Annotated in this window: 11 protein-coding genes, 3 tRNA genes and 3 pseudogenes; 6 read left to right on the forward strand and 11 right to left on the reverse strand. The window is 67.3% G+C overall.

Annotated elements, in window-relative coordinates:
- Positions 1 to 279: 279 nt before the first annotated feature.
- From ACPCJR_RS15410 to ACPCJR_RS15420, 3 genes and pseudogenes are all read right to left on the reverse strand, one after another.
- Positions 280 to 444: pseudogene (locus ACPCJR_RS15410) on the reverse strand (integrase); the annotation flags it as partial.
- A 63-nt stretch (positions 445 to 507) separates the two neighbouring features.
- Positions 508 to 1,707, reverse strand: a pseudogene (locus ACPCJR_RS15415) (IS256 family transposase).
- 1,965 nt (positions 1,708 to 3,672) lie between these two features.
- Positions 3,673 to 3,747, reverse strand: a tRNA-Gln gene (locus tag ACPCJR_RS15420).
- 200 nt (positions 3,748 to 3,947) lie between these two features.
- Between ACPCJR_RS15420 and ACPCJR_RS15425 the strand changes: the two genes are divergently transcribed.
- On the forward strand, positions 3,948 to 4,691 hold the full coding sequence (locus ACPCJR_RS15425; protein ID WP_391515727.1) for an SDR family oxidoreductase: 744 nt from the start codon (positions 3,948 to 3,950) through the stop codon (positions 4,689 to 4,691).
- Between the two features lie 104 nt (positions 4,692 to 4,795).
- Positions 4,796 to 6,421: a peptide chain release factor 3 gene (locus ACPCJR_RS15430; RefSeq protein WP_391515725.1), complete on the forward strand. Its 1,626-nt coding sequence runs from the start codon at positions 4,796 to 4,798 to the stop codon at positions 6,419 to 6,421.
- 59 nt (positions 6,422 to 6,480) lie between these two features.
- Here the strand turns inward: ACPCJR_RS15430 and ACPCJR_RS15435 are convergent, their stop codons facing one another.
- From ACPCJR_RS15435 to ACPCJR_RS15455, 5 genes are all read right to left on the reverse strand, one after another.
- Entirely contained in the window at positions 6,481 to 6,672 is a 192-nt protein-coding gene (locus ACPCJR_RS15435) for a hypothetical protein (RefSeq protein WP_391515724.1), read from the reverse strand.
- Positions 6,673 to 6,739: 67 nt separating this feature from the next.
- Entirely contained in the window at positions 6,740 to 7,174 is a 435-nt protein-coding gene (locus ACPCJR_RS15440; protein WP_110352375.1) for a tellurite resistance TerB family protein, read from the reverse strand.
- Positions 7,175 to 7,268: 94 nt separating this feature from the next.
- Entirely contained in the window at positions 7,269 to 8,051 is a 783-nt protein-coding gene (locus ACPCJR_RS15445; RefSeq protein WP_391515722.1) for an ABC transporter ATP-binding protein, read from the reverse strand.
- On the reverse strand, positions 8,048 to 8,800 hold the full coding sequence (locus tag ACPCJR_RS15450) for an ABC transporter permease (RefSeq protein WP_110352374.1): 753 nt from the start codon (positions 8,798 to 8,800) through the stop codon (positions 8,048 to 8,050). Before ACPCJR_RS15450 ends, ACPCJR_RS15445 begins: the two co-directional genes overlap by 4 nt.
- 26 nt (positions 8,801 to 8,826) lie before the next feature.
- Positions 8,827 to 9,840 carry an ABC transporter substrate-binding protein gene (locus ACPCJR_RS15455; RefSeq protein WP_391515720.1) on the reverse strand — a complete coding sequence of 338 codons (1,014 nt, stop codon included), beginning with the start codon at positions 9,838 to 9,840 and terminating at the stop codon, positions 8,827 to 8,829.
- Positions 9,841 to 10,041: 201 nt separating this feature from the next.
- Here ACPCJR_RS15455 and ACPCJR_RS15460 point away from each other — a divergent pair, with 201 nt between their 5' ends.
- The 3 genes from ACPCJR_RS15460 (at position 10,042) to ACPCJR_RS15470 (ending at position 11,375) form a co-directional block, all read left to right on the forward strand.
- Entirely contained in the window at positions 10,042 to 10,485 is a 444-nt protein-coding gene (locus tag ACPCJR_RS15460; protein ID WP_391515719.1) for a DUF3597 domain-containing protein, read from the forward strand.
- Between the two features lie 230 nt (positions 10,486 to 10,715).
- Positions 10,716 to 11,192 (forward strand): NUDIX domain-containing protein, encoded by a 477-nt coding sequence (locus tag ACPCJR_RS15465; RefSeq protein WP_391515738.1) that lies wholly within the window; start codon positions 10,716 to 10,718, stop codon positions 11,190 to 11,192.
- A gap of 108 nt (positions 11,193 to 11,300) precedes the next feature.
- Positions 11,301 to 11,375: transfer RNA gene (locus tag ACPCJR_RS15470), tRNA-Gly, on the forward strand.
- A gap of 521 nt (positions 11,376 to 11,896) precedes the next feature.
- Here ACPCJR_RS15470 and ACPCJR_RS15475 read toward each other — a convergent pair.
- Together ACPCJR_RS15475 and ACPCJR_RS15480 are read right to left on the reverse strand one after the other, a co-directional pair.
- A tRNA-Gln gene (locus ACPCJR_RS15475) sits at positions 11,897 to 11,970 on the reverse strand.
- A 112-nt stretch (positions 11,971 to 12,082) separates the two neighbouring features.
- Positions 12,083 to 12,298 (reverse strand): hypothetical protein, encoded by a 216-nt coding sequence (locus tag ACPCJR_RS15480; protein WP_391515717.1) that lies wholly within the window; start codon positions 12,296 to 12,298, stop codon positions 12,083 to 12,085.
- A 526-nt stretch (positions 12,299 to 12,824) separates the two neighbouring features.
- Between ACPCJR_RS15480 and ACPCJR_RS15485 the strand changes: the two genes are divergently transcribed.
- Positions 12,825 to 13,622, forward strand: a complete 798-nt coding sequence (locus tag ACPCJR_RS15485; RefSeq protein ID WP_391515716.1) for an ABC transporter permease — start codon at positions 12,825 to 12,827, stop codon at positions 13,620 to 13,622.
- A 175-nt stretch (positions 13,623 to 13,797) separates the two neighbouring features.
- On the opposite strand, the pseudogene ACPCJR_RS15490 reads toward ACPCJR_RS15485, so the two are convergent.
- Positions 13,798 to 14,111: pseudogene (locus ACPCJR_RS15490) on the reverse strand (integrase core domain-containing protein); the annotation flags it as partial.
- Positions 14,112 to 14,366: the final 255 nt, after the last annotated feature.

Consider the following 14,366-nt stretch of genomic DNA (forward strand, 5'->3'; position numbering starts at 1 on the left):
ACGGCCTCGGCCACCTGCGCGTCGGTCCAGCCGGGTCCGCCCTCTGCCGCATCCGTCAGCAGCAGCATGCGCGCATGGCCCAGCGTGCGCGCCGCGGCTTTGCCCCGCGAAATCAGGCGATCCAGTTCAGTCCGCTCCTCAGCCGTCAGCGTCACACGGTAGCGCTTGTGCATGCCGCCCTCCTGACTTCAAGAGACAGGAGACTCGCGCCAACAAGCCCACACCGCAAGCGGGACAGAGCACTAGTACGCCGCAGCCGTTTCGACCGCGGCGTTCGGTTCAGATTTCGGTCTGCTCTGAGAGGATCAGCGCGTCGTCTACCTCAATGCCGAGATAGCGAACCGTGCTCTCCAGTTTCGTGTGGCCGAGCAACAGTTGGCAGGCTCGGATATTGCCGGTGCGCTTGTACACCAGCGCGACCTTCGTGCGGCGTAGGCTGTGGGTCGTGTCCCTTGGCGTGGTGTAGCTCGCTGAAGGCCACCACGATCACCGGCTGGGCCGGATCGGTCAGGCTGCTAGGTTAGGCAGGCCGACAAGGGGATCATCGCCGATCGGAGCGATGCTTTCCAGGGTCATGTAGCGGGCACGCTGGACGGCCCACTCGTCGTCTTGCTCCAGCAGGATCGCGCCGACCAAGCGGGTGATGGCGGCCTCGTTGGGGAAGATGCCGACGACCTCGGTCCGGCGCTTGATCTCGCCGTTCAGTCGCTCTAGCGAGTTGGTGCTGTGGAGCTTGATCCGGTGGCCGGCCGGGAAGTTCATGTAGGCCAGCACATCGGTCTCGGCGCTGTCCATCAGCGCGGCGAGCTTGGGCACTTTGGGCCGGAGTTGGTCGGCCACGCGCCGCCACTGCTACCGGGCGGCCTCGGCGTCCTCCTGGGCGAAGGCGGTGGCGATGAATGCGGAGAAGACCCGCTGTCCGCTGTGGCCGGCATGGGCCAGGGCGTTGCGCATGAAGTGGACGCGGCAGCGCTGCCACGTGGTGCTCATCACCTTGGCCACCGAGGCCTTGATGCCTTCGTGCGCGTTCGAGATCACGAGCTTGACGCCGCGCAGGCCGCGGCGCGCCAGCTTGCGCAGGAAGGCGGTCCAGAACGTCTCGGCCTCGGAGGGACCGACGTCCATGCCCAACACCTCCCGGCGACCGTCATTGTTCACGCCGACAGCCACGATGACGGCGACCGAGACGATGCGGCCAGCCTCGCGCACCTTCACGTAGGTCGCGTCGATCCAGAGATAAGGCCATTCGCCCTCGATCGGCCGGTCGAGGAAGGCGTTGACCCGCTCGTCGATCTCCTCGCACAGCCGCGAGACCTGGCTCTTCGAGATGCCGGTCCCGCCCATGGCTTGAACAAGGTCGTCGACCGAGCGGGTCGAGATGCCCTGGATGTAGGCCTCCTGGATCACCGCCGTGAGGGCCTTCTCGGCCATCCGCCGAGGTTCTAGGAAGCCGGGGAAGTAGGATCCCTTGCGCAGCTTCGGGATGCGCAACTCGACCGTGCCGGCTCGCGTCTGCCAGTCCCGATCCCGGTAGCCGTTGCGCTGGACCAGACGCTCCGGGCTCTTCTCGCCGTGAGCCGCCCCGGTCAGGCCGCCCACCTCCAGTTCCATCAGCCGCTCAGCCGCAAAACCGATCATCTCACGCAGCAGATCGGCGTCGGCACTCTTCTCCATCAGCCCACGCAGGGCCATCATCTCGTCGGTCATCGGAGGTCTCTCGGGTTCGGGTTGGCTGTCGCAACCCGACCCTACCCGGCAACCGCCGATGACCACCCCTCCAGCTACACCACCACCCGGGACACGACCCACGTCCACGTCGCCGAGTTCGAGATAGGCCAGCTCGGATAGACGCGCGCAGGAGTAGTAGCCGAGAAGCGGCAGCCAGTAGACGGCTGCGAAGATCTGTTGCCTCCGCGCGATCCGCAGCATCTCCGGCTCCGAGGCCGTCGAGGTCCAAACGGGATGCGCGAACAGCTTCTCCACCTCGTCAACTTCGAAGGCCGGTCGCTTCTCACCATCCCGTTCCGGGTCGATCAGCCGGAAGTCGCTCAGGAGCTCGACCTGCCCGATCGGGCGCTGCTTGGCGCGGCAGTACTTCGCGATCGTCGAGAGCTGCGTGATATGCCGGTTGACCGTCGCGGGACTGAGCCCAACCTTCTCGGCCTGACCAGCGGCCCGCATCGTTCGTCCACGCTCGACATCGCGTGAACTCTTGCCGTAGGATTTGGGCAGGTTCGAGAGGTCTTGGACGTAGGCGGCGAGATGCGCGTGCGTGATCCGACGCAGGTCATCGGTCCCAGCGATGTCGCCCAGCATCCTGCCGACGGCCCGATGCTGCCGCCGGGTCTTCTCGTCCCAGGTGACGCCTTTGTGGATGATGAGCTCTTCGACCATCGTCGTCAGGGAGTTCGTGATGGGCTCGGAGACGGCTTCCACGCCCGTGCTCGCATCGTCCTGAACTCGCTGTTCGTAGTCAGTAGCGCAGTCGGCGGTGTCTTGAATGGCATCCTCGCCATCCAACTCGGACCGCATATGCGATTGTTCTGGAACCGCTTCTGGAGCGGCGGCCTCCGTTTCCGAAGGGTACGACGCAGGCGCTGGCGGGGCCGGGGGGTGTTTCCTGGCTGGTGCAGGGCCCTGTTCGGGTGCGGGATGGCGGGCAGATTCGGATAGGGGAGGGGTAGGACCGCCATCATCATCACTCGCTCTTTGCCGAAGTATCGGCGGAGCGTGGATTTTGAAGTCGCCCCATTCGAAGCTGTCGGCGCCATCGAAGTCGGACGAGGCCCAGCCCAGCTCGTCGCGTGGCATCTCGCCTCTGGCGCGCATGGCAGAGAGGTTGGCCCAGGCCTCACGCGGATCGCAACGGGCCTCGGCATAAGTTGCAGCGAACTCGCGCGAGACATGGCCGGAGACAGCCGCGAGGCCACGTAGGCATCGGATCAGGCCCGCTTCGGTCACGGGCTCGTCCATGCTCATCAGCATCGCCTCGAGGTAGGCGCGGGGCGGCGTGAGCCGCCCGGTCTCATCCGGGCGTCCGAGATCGCGCAGGTAGCCATTCGTGATGCGCCGCCTGATCGCCCCGCGTTCCGTCGGGCTGAAGCCTTCCTGCTTCAGGCGAGCATCGAGTTCGCCGTCGTACCCGGCTTCGAAGCCTCCCTCGGCGGCCAGGGCCTGCAGGCGCCCGAAGATGCGGTACTCGCGGGCGCGTCTCTCCATCAGCGTGGGCCAGTCGCCGACGAGCGGATCACGCGGCGGATCGAGGTCGCGCTGCAGACGCGTCAACCGCGCGCTTCGCTCCCGGTCGACATAGGCGCGCAGGTGGTCACGGATCTGGCTTGTGGTGCGCATGGCGGGATCGTCCCGGACGCGGAGGCTTTCCGCGTTGAGCGCCCAGCCGAGTGTGCGCGCACTGGATGGGTCGGTCGTGCCCAGGCTCAGAGCGACCGTGGTGGAATTCCCCTTAACAGAGGCACCAAGCGGTTGCGTCCGCTCATCGCAACGGAATCGCCTACGCCACCAGTATACCGCACCGCGACGGTACACGTTAGAACAAATCGTCAACGGCCTGCCCCTGTGGACAAGCGCGTGCAACAGCTCTGCGTACAATCGGCGCAGCCGCGGGAGCGGCCGAGCACAGATCGCAATCAGATCAACGACTTAGCTGAGGCTTGGCTGGGGCGCCAGGATTCGAACCTGGGAATGGCGGTACCAAAAACCGCTGCCTTACCACTTGGCGACGCCCCATCGGCTCCAAGCCGCCGGTTCTCTAGACGGGCCGCGCGGGACTGGCAACCGGGTCGCAGGCGTCCGCTCCCGTGTCCGGGGGTGTTTTTGCCACGAGGGCTCGGGCTCCTGCCGGAGGCCTCGGCCCCGAAAGGCCCCTGCACGGGGTCCGCGCGAGGCCCTATGCTCGGGCCGAACGGGGACGCGGGAGCGTGAGGGCGATGGCGGATCGGGTGGCGGTGGTGACGGGGGCGGGGTCCGGCATCGGGCGCGCGGTCGCGTTCGGGCTGGCACAGGCCGGGTGGCGGCTGGTGCTGGCGGGGCGGCGGGGAGAGGCGCTGGCGCGGGTCGCCGCCGCACTGCCGGACGGTGCGGCTTGCGTGCCCACCGACGTGGCCGACCCGAAGGCCGTCGAGGCTCTGTTCGCGACGGTCGCAGAGCAGTTCGGACGGCTCGACCTGCTGTTCAACAATGCCGGGATCTTCACCCCGGCCGCGACCGTCGACGAGGTCGCGGTCGAGGATTGGCTGGCCAGCGTCAACGTCAACCTCACCGGCGCCTTCCTCTGCACCCGCGCCGCCTTCGGCTTGATGCGCCGGCAGGAGCCCCAGGGCGGGCGCATCATCAACAACGGCTCCATCGCGGCCTACGCGCCGCGGCCGATGTCGGCGCCCTACAGCGCCACCAAGCACGCCATCACCGGGTTGACCCGCGCCACGGCGCTGGACGGGCGCCCCTTCGCGATCGCCTGCGGCCAGATCGATGTCGGCAACGCCGAGACCGAGATGACGCAGAGCTTCGGGCAGGGCGCGCGGCAGGCCGACGGCTCGATCCGGCCCGAGCCGTACATGGAGGCGGCCCACGTTGCGGAGGCGGTCGTCTACATGGCCGGGCTGCCGCTCTCGGCCAACGTGCTGTTCATGACGGTGATGGCCACCGGCATGCCCTTCGTCGGGCGAGGATAGGGGAGCGGCTTTGCGTCGGAGGCGCGGAGCGCGTAGAGAGCAGGCCACCGCCCGGCCCCCTTCGAGACGAGCGGCCGCCCGCAAGACGGCGGCCGGTGCCCGCCATGCTGATGCAGACCGATCCCAAGCCTGCCGATCATTCCAAGCCCGCCGACCCGGTCGCGCGGCGGCGCACCTTCGCGATCATCTCGCACCCGGACGCGGGCAAGACCACGCTGACCGAGAAGCTGCTGCTGTTCGGCGGCGCGATCCAGCTCGCGGGCGAGGTGAAGGCCAAGCGCAACCGGGTCTCGACCCGCTCCGACTGGATGGGAATCGAGAAGGAGCGCGGCATCTCGGTCGTCACCTCGGTGATGACCTTCGAGTACGGCGATTGCGTCTTCAACCTGCTCGACACGCCGGGCCACGAGGACTTTTCCGAGGACACCTACCGCACGCTGACGGCGGTCGACTCGGCCGTGATGGTGATCGATGCCGCCAAGGGCATCGAGGCCAGAACGCGCAAGCTGTTCGAGGTGTGCCGGCTGCGGGACATCCCGATCGTCACCTTCGTGAACAAGCTCGACCGCGAGGCGCGCGACCCCTTCGAGACGCTCGACGAGATCGAGAAGACGCTGGCCCTCGACGTGGCGCCCGTGACCTGGCCGATCGGCCTGGGCCGCAACTTCGCCGGCACCTACGAACTCGGCGGCAACCGGGTGCGCCGGCTCGACGCCGCGGACGATGCCGGCACGATCGCCGTCTCGGGCTTTGACGATCCGCTCTTCGACACGCTGCTGACGGAGAACGGTGCGGCCGATGCCTGGCGCGAGGAGGTGGAGCTGGCCGAGGGCGGGCTCAAGAGCTTCGATCTCGCCGCCTTCCGCGAGGGCCACCTGACGCCGGTCTTCTTCGGCTCCGCCCTGCGGAATTTCGGGGTGCGCGACCTCATCGACGGGCTCGCCCGCTTCGCCCCGCCGCCGCGCGGCCAGGAGGCCGACAAGCGCGCCGTAGAGCCGACCGAGCCGAAGATGACGGGCTTCGTGTTCAAGATCCAGGCGAACATGGATCCGAACCACCGCGACCGCATCGCCTTCATGCGGGTCTGTTCGGGCCAGTTGCGGCGCGGCATGAAGGCCAAGCTCGTGCGCACGGGCAAGCCGATGTCGCTCTCGGCGCCGCAATTCTTCTTCGCGCAGGATCGGGCGATCGCCGACGAGGCCTATGCCGGCGACGTGGTCGGCATCCCCAATCACGGCACGCTGCGCATCGGCGACACGCTCACCGAGGGCGAGGAACTCGTCTTCCGCGGCGTGCCGAGCTTCGCCCCCGAGATCATGCGGCGGATCAAGCTCACCGACGCGATGAAGGCCAAGAAGCTGCGGGAAGCCCTCCAGCAGATGGGCGAGGAGGGCGTGGTGCAGGTGTTCATCCCGCAGGACGGCTCGCCGGCCATCGTCGGCGTGGTCGGCGCGCTTCAGCTCGACGTGCTGAAGGAGCGTCTGCAGGCGGAATACGGCCTGCCGATCGACTACGAGACCACGCGCTTCTCCGTCTGCCGCTGGATCGAGGCGGAATCGGAGGCCGAGATCGACCGGTTCGTGAACGCCCACGGCTCGGCCATGGCGAGCGACCTCGACGGTGCCCCGGTCTTCATGGCCTCGACCGCCTTCTCGCTGCGCTACGAGGAGGAGCGCTGGGAGAAGATCCGCTTCACCGACGTGAAGGATTATCAGAAGCGAGCGGCCTGAGCGGCGGGCGCCCCGCCGCGGGTGGCGGCTCGACGGGGCCGCCCCGGCCGGAGGCAGCCTCAATCGTATTCGAGGTCGAGGGAGCGCTCGAACGCCGTCGCGCTCATCTGCCGGCCGCTCGGATCGGCAACGGAGACGTCGCGAAAACCGCGCCGCGCCAGTTCCCAGGTCTTCTCCAGGGCCTGCTCGTCGGTGCCGCAGGCGAACGCCATGGTCCGCCCGGACGGATCGGTCCCAGTCACCTTGTACATCGGTCGCACTCCCGGCCTGCGCGGGTGATCCTACGCCCGCCGCGGCGGGATCGCGAGGGGGCCGGCCTCAGCCGAGCAGGGCGGCCTTGTCGACGTCGAGCGCCGCGGCCAGTTCGTCGAGCACCCGGTGCTCGCTCTGCGTGATGCCGCCCTTGTCGGCGGCGTCCGCCGCGATGAGGAAGACGTGCTGGCGCTGCTCCAGGGAGCGGTCGGCGATGGCCGCGACCTGCTGCAGGTTCTCCAGCCGCCCGGCGCGCAGTTCCGCCCGGGCCAGCGCCTCGAACAGGGCCGCCTCCAGGGCGAGCGTGTCGTAGGATTTCTCCAGGATCGGGTTCGCCCGCATGCTGACGAGGGCCGCCTCGATCTCCTCGTCGTCGGTGTCGCCGTCGGCGACGATGACGTTGGCCGCCGCCGAGACCGCCGCCTGCATGAAGACGGTATCGCCCGCGTAGGACATCACCACCCGGTTGAAACGGACCAGGGCGTCCTGGAAAAACCCCATCTTGCACTCCCCCCGGCGGCGCCCCGTCCCGCGGGACGCCCGATGGTTCCAACGCGGCCGGCGAACCGTCAAGACAGCAAGGCCGGCGGGCCCGTCAGAGTTCCGCCGAGCGCCGCGACAGCTCCGCCCGCAGGTGGCGGGCCGCCTCGATCAGGGTCGCGTCCCGGCGCTGGCGCGGTCGGGGCAGGTCGATGGCGACGTCGGCCGCGATCCGGCCGGGACTGCCGGCCAGCACCACGACCCGGTCGGCGAGGTAGACCGCCTCGTCGATGTCGTGGGTCACGAACAGCACGGTCTTGCCGGTCTGCGCCTTGATGCGCTGAACCTCGTCCTGAAGGCCCTCGCGGGTGAAGCTGTCGAGCGCCGAGAAGGGCTCGTCCATCAAGAGCACCTCGGGCTCCACCGCGAGCGCCCGGGCGATGGCGACGCGCTGGCGCTGCCCCCCGGAGAGCTGGTGCGGCCAGCGCCCGGCGAGGTCGGCGAGCCCCACGAGCTTGAGCATCGCCGAGGCCCGGGCGCGGCGCTCGGATTTCGGAAGACCGTGGCGCTCCAGCCCGAAGGCCACGTTGTCGATCACCCGCCGCCAGGGCAGCAGCCGGGCGTCCTGGAAGACCAGCGCCATCGGCGTGCGAGTGGCCGCCTTCGTGTCCAGGGTGACGGTGCCGCCGCTGGGCTTGGCCAGATCGATCAGCACCCGCAGCAGCGTCGACTTGCCGACGCCGGACTCGCCCACGATGACGAGAAACTGCCCGCGCGGCACGGCGAGGTCGAGGCTCGACAGGATCTCGGTGCGCCGTCCGTCGCGCTCGTAGGCGAGACTCAAGCCCCGGATGTCGATGATCGGGCGCGCGCCGGCCGGGATGTCGGTCGCACTCATGCGCGCCACCGCAGCAGCCAGCCCTGGAGGGCGACGAAGCCGGTGTCGAACAGGCCGTACAGCCCGGCCATGGTGAGCATGTAGACCACGACGATGTCGGTGGAGAGGAGCGAAGAGGCCTGCATCATCCGCGCGCCGATACCGGGCACGCCGAAGATCTCGGCAGCGACCACCGCCATCCAGGCCTGTCCCAGCGCCGTGCGCAGGCCCACCAGGATGCCGGGGGTCGCCGCCGGCAGGAGGATCTTCGTCAGGCGCGCGAAGGGCCCGCGGAAGCCGAAGGCCTGGGCCACCTCGACGAGGTCCCGGTCGACCCCGCGCACGGCCCCTTGCGTCGCGAAGAACACGATCCAGAACACGCCGATGGCGATGATGAACACGGCCGCCGAGGGCTGGACGCCGAACCAGATGATCGCGAAGGGCACCCAGGCGAGGCCAGGAATGGGGCGAAGCAGCCGCACGACCCAGGCGGTCAGGCTCTCGAACCAGCGGAACATGCCGGAGAGGAGCCCGAGCGCGATGCCGGCCCCCGCGCCCGCGCCGAGACCGACCACGTAGTGGCTCAGGCTCTCGGCGACCGCGCGCGGCCATGCCCCGCCCGAGATCTCCCGGGCGAAGGCCGCGGGGAGGGAGGAGGGCGGCGGTAGGAAGGCTGGGTTCACGAGGTCGAGCCGGGGCGCCGCCTCCCACAGGGCGAGGAAGGCGGCGAGCCCCGCGGCCGCGAGGGCGACCGAGCGAAACGAGGTCATGAGGCGTCGATCAAGGCTTCCTCGGATCAGGGCTTCTTAACCTTGTCGAAGGGCTTGGCGTCGAACAGGCCGTCGGTCGGCGCCTCCTTGTCGAGGGTGCCGATCGAGACCTGATAGGCCTGCATCTTCTTCGTCGCCTCGATGATCGTACGCGGGTCGGCGACGAACTTCGCGGCCGGCGAGGAGAGGGCCTTCTGGATCGTGGCGACGTCGGTGATGCCCTTGCCGAGTGCCGCCTCGACCGGCGGAGCGGCGCGGGCCGGGTCGGTCTTGAGCAGGTCGGTCGCCCTCACCAGCGCCGAGACCAGCCCCTCGACCGCCGCCGGGTTGGCGTCGGCGAACTTGCCGTAGACTGCCACCACCGTGCCGGGCTGGTCGGGGAACATCTCCCCGCCCGTAGCGATCAGCTTGATCTTCGGGTTGCGCCCCTGGACGATGGTGAGCGCCGGCTCGCGGATCGAGGCGCCGTCCACGGCGCCGGCGAGCAGCGCCTGCTGGGTCGCGTCGATGCCCATGGCGACGATCTCGACATCGGCCTTGTCGGCCTTGGCCACCTGCCAGAGCCAGTGCTGGAGCGTGGTATTGGGGACCGAGCCCGGCGGCTGGGTGGCCAGCCGCGCGGGGCGGCCTTCCTTGGCCTTGAACTGCTTGAAGGCCTCGGCCTTGCTCGGCGCCGACTCGAAGTAGGTGGCGAGCTTGGGGGCGGCCACGAACACCATCTCCTCGATGGCGGTGGCGGCCACGACCCGCACGTCGATGCCCTTGGTGCGGGCCACCGCCAGCGGAGCGATGCCGGCGACGTAGACGTCGATGGTGCCCGAGGCCAGCGCCTGGATCATGTTCGGGCCCGACTCGAAGGTGGTGAAGGTGGGTGCCAGCCCCGCCTCCTTGAGCCAACCCTCGCCGTTGGCGACGAAGACCGGCGCCGCGCCGATCACCGGGATCACGCCGATGCGCACCGGCGCGGTCTGCGCGGCGAGCGGGGCGGGGAGGGCGGCGAGCCCCGCAAACAGGGCGAGGGCCTTGAGCAATCTGCGCATCGGGACGAGTTCCAGGGGGCCGGGCGGTGCTCCCCATGGCACAGCGGGCGCGATCTTCCAATCCGGGTCCGGCACGAGGGACGAGCCGGGCCGAGGGGCAAGCTTTGCCGGCCTGCGACGGAACGGGCCATCCGCCCTGCCGTTTACCCAGCCGGAAGCGGCGGGATCTCCGCCGGGACAGACAACGGGAACTTCTCCACCATGAGCCTCATCGGAAGCATCGTCAGCAAGATCCTCCACCCCTTCGGATCGTCGGAGGCTCAGGCCGCGGAGTCCAGCGCCAAGCCTTCCGAAACCCAGGCCCAGCCCTCCTCCGGCGGCGGCAGCGCGCCCGCCTCCACGCCGACCAGCGGCGGCGCCTCCTCGGGTACCGCATCGTCGGGCGGCTCGGTCGACGTCGAGGCCGTGCTCAACGATCTCGCCTCGAAGAACTCGCAGAAGCTGAACTGGCGCACCTCGATCGTCGACCTGATGAAGCTTCTCGACCTCGATTCGAGCCTGCACGCCCGCCAGCAGCTGGCCGACGAGCTGCACTACAGCGGCGACAAGAACGACTCGGCCTCCATGAACGTCTGGCTGCACAAGCAGGTCATCAAGAAGCTCGAGGAGAACGGCGGCAAGGTCCCCGCCGACCTCAAGGACTGAGGCCGTCGAAGGGCGCGTCGGCCCGTCCGGCGCGCCCCCGGAAGTCGGGCGGCGGGGAGATCTCCCCGCCGCCCTCTTTTTTGCGCGAAAGGCGATCGGACCCCGCAGCGGCGCTGCGGATATCGGCCCCGGGACGATGGGCGGGCCTGCCGACGGGCTGTCATGGAGGCCGGCCGTGCGGCAGGCTCGCCGCTGCGCATCGAAACCGACCCTGGACAGGCAGGATGGGAATGATGGTGAATCTCGACCGGCCCTGGCTTCAGCGCTTGGTCCTGCGCGCCGCGCTCCTCACCCGGGGCATGACGCTCGGCGTGCGCGGGGTCGCCATCGACGGGCAGGGCCGGGTCTGTCTCGTGCGCCACACCTATATCGGCGGCTGGCACCTGCCGGGGGGCGGCATCGAGCCCGGCGAGAGCGCCCCCGCCGCGATGATCCGCGAGTTCCGCGAGGAAGCCGAGATCGTGGTGGCGTCCGAAGGAGGACTGCGGCTCCACGGCTTCTTCCTGAACCCGGGCGCCCTGCGCCGCGACCACATCGCCGTCTACGTCGCCCCGGCCTTCACGCTGAACGGGCCGAAGCGACCCGACCGCGAGATTGCGCAGAGCGGCTTCTTCCCCCTCGACGCCCTGCCCGCGGACACGACCCGCGCCACCCGCACCCGCCTCGCCGAGATCGCCGCCGCTGCGCCGCCGGCCGAGCTGTGGTGAGGGAGCCGGCAAAAAGTGCGAACTTGGCGCTTGCATCGTCCGGCGGAATGGTGTTTAGACAGCGCCACCGACGGACGCGCCCACGGCGCCGGACGGACGGACAAGAGAGCGGGTGTAGCTCAGGGGTAGAGCACAACCTTGCCAAGGTTGGGGTCGAGGGTTCGAATCCCTTCGCCCGCTCCAGTTTTCCTAAAAACTGACCGACCTACGAGAAGCCGCCGCAAGGCGGCTTTCGTCGTTCTGAGGCAGATCGCGGGGCTCCAGGTCAGGCACCCTGTCGCTCGTGCGCGAGCGGTCGCTGCCGGGGCCGTCTCGGGTCCGCACAGGGCTGCCCGCCGCGATCGAGGCGACGGAACCGGTCCGTGACCATTCGCTCTGTTCCCCGATCATCTCCGAAGTTTTGCGAACCGCTGGACGCATTCCGCTCCAGCGTGAACGCTTCGTCGTCGTACGCGGGCCTGACAGGCCGCGAAGGCGCCGCTCCTCCGCCATGTGCACGAGATCAATCCGCTCTCGCTCGCAGATGTGCTCAAGCGATCGAAGCCGTCCGGGCCGAAGCAAGTCGCGCCGCCAAGGCGCATCCAAGCGAGCCACCGCGACCGTCACGGCTCGCCCCCCCCCCCGCAGGGCAGAGCGGCGAGGCGCGCTCGCTGAAAAAGCGAGATTCAATCAAGTACTGCTATGCTGTGGAATTTCGCCATAAGTGGCTGGGGGACCTGGATTCGAACCAGGACTAGCGGAGTCAGAGTCCGCGGTTCTACCGTTAAACTATCCCCCACCGGGATCGTTGAGAAACCAGGGGAATTTCGCCCAGGCTTCCAATCGCAGAGACCTCGTTTCCAAGGCTCGCTCGCGGTGTCGCCGTCAGATAGGCTGAGCCGGCCCGTCCGTCAACATGTGGATGGGCCTTCCTCCGCCGAAAGTTCGCCACTGCGCCATGCGCGACTTGCCGCCCGGACAAGGCCAAGGACGACATCAACGGCGAAGGCGATTTCCTGCTGCCGGTCTGCGTGCCGAAGCCCGGCATAGCCGATGGCGAGTCGCTGGCCGTCGTCGTCCTGACCACCACCAAGGGCCAGCGTGTCGGCATTGACCTCGGCACGCAAGGGCTGTCGGACCCACACGAGGTGACGCGCAAGGCCCTGCGACGGCGACAGGCGAAGGGCGGGGACAGCGTGCCGTGAGGCGACCGGCCCCCACTGTCGCCAACGGGATCGCCGAGGGCGCAACGACGATCGCCCTGTTCTGCATCGCCAAGGGCTGCAGGCATCACGTGTCGGCGGGCATTTCAGGCTTGCCGCCTGAGACGAAGCGCAGCCAGATCATTCGACGCGCCCGGTGCGCGACATGCGGGTGGCGCAGCGTGCAACTCATGCGGGACATCACGCGCATTACCGGCGGGTCGAGGCGAGCGGCGTTCTCAGCGCGGGCTATCCAGGGTTCAAGCGCGGACGACCCCATGGCCGAGATGCGGAAGGGATGCTCGCAGCGGCTCCGGAGGCGTAGAAGCCAAGTTTGCGAGCACGGAAAAGCCTGCGCACCAGGTGCCGACGGGCCGAGAGGAGGTGAACCTCTATTTTGGCGCATTTAGGGACTCTTGAGCGCGCAGGCTCTTCATCCGCCACGGACATCATGGCCGCGAACCCCTACTCCTCCGACAGGCCAACGCCGAATTATCTCGACGTTTACCTTCGAGTGCTGAGCGCGTTGATGCTGCGCGACATGAGAAGTCGCTTTGGGGGGAATTATTGGGGCTACCTGATTCAGGTCCTTTGGCCCTGCGCGCACCTTGCCATTCTAGTTTTCGTAATGACCTTTCGCGGCATGAAGCCTCCTATCGCTGATAGCGCCATGCTATTCATCGCAACCGGTGCTCTGCCAGCTCTAGCGTTTCAGTATATTTCCCGCGAGGTCATGAAAGGGTATCAGATACACAAGCCACTGACTTATTTTCCTCAGGTTAAGAAGTTTGACACTGTAATCGCCAGATGTCTTGTTGAAATTGTCAGTAGCTTTATGGGACTGATGCTGGTTTGCGTTGTTCTTTTGTGCTTTGGCATCGATCCAACTCCGCAGGATATGTTTACCGCAGTAACTGGCTATCTAGCCGCAGTTGGGCTTGGCATCGGCGTCGGCTTTGTAAACGTTGGCATCTGCGCCGTTTTCCCTGGCTGGGTGTTAGGGTACATTCTCGTAACGATTTTGCTGTACCTAACCAGCGGAGTTTACTTTCTTGCCTGCTTTATGCCAGGAGAAATTTATGAATACATGAAGTGGAATCCAGTCACCCAGCTGATCGAGTGGGTGCGTTTAGGATATGAGCCAACTCTGCCGGCGCAAGTGGATTATCTTTACATATTCTGCTGGATTTTTGGCACATTCACAATCGGCCTACTGATGGAACGCTTTATCGTCAGAGCTCAGCAATAAGATAGACGCGCATGACAACTGCCCGATCGATGCACCCGCGGTCGGCTCCAGCAGCTTCGGCAGCGCCAAGTGATTGGCTGACGCCGTCACGTCGGATCCCGTGTGCCGAAGCCATTCCACCAGCGGGGCGACGTTCGGACGCTCGTGTACGATAAAATAGCAGAGGCCGAGGCTTGTTCGGTCCCGGCATGTGGTGTGGCGGATCGAGCCTGAAGCGTTCGGGCTGTTTCGTCCAGGTTTGGCAGATGAATTCGTAGGGGTGAGGCCGCGCAGGGTTTTGAGGCGACGCCCCCAATCGTAAACCTCGACGAACAACGGCAGATGGTAGCGCAACTCGTCATGGTTGACGTAATGGTAGCGCTTGATCGTGGCGTCCTTGAAGGTGCGGTTCATCCGCTCGACTTGACCGTTCGTCCAGGGACAGCGCGGCTTGGTCAGGCGATGCTCGATCCTGGTCAGCTCGCAGGCCCAGTCGAACGCATGCCAGCGGTCGATGCGCGGCGCGTCGCGCTCACCCGAACATCAGCCCCGTTGGGAAACAACAGGCTTTCCAGGCTCGGCGCTCCAAAGCCGTTCAGTTGACTTCCTGTAAATAGCTTAGTTTTGGCGGAAGTTCGATAGTCTACCCTCAAACTTTCCCAACTGAATCCGTCGACGCTCCCGCCAGTTCGGGCTGGAAGACGGAAGCGGTGATCGTGGATGAATCTCCACGCTCGGCGTGGGCGTCAGACAGGCTGAGCCGGG

It is taken from the genome of Methylobacterium sp. NPDC097929, from assembly GCF_049543375.1.
Classification (GTDB): Bacteria; Pseudomonadota; Alphaproteobacteria; order Rhizobiales; family Beijerinckiaceae; genus Methylobacterium.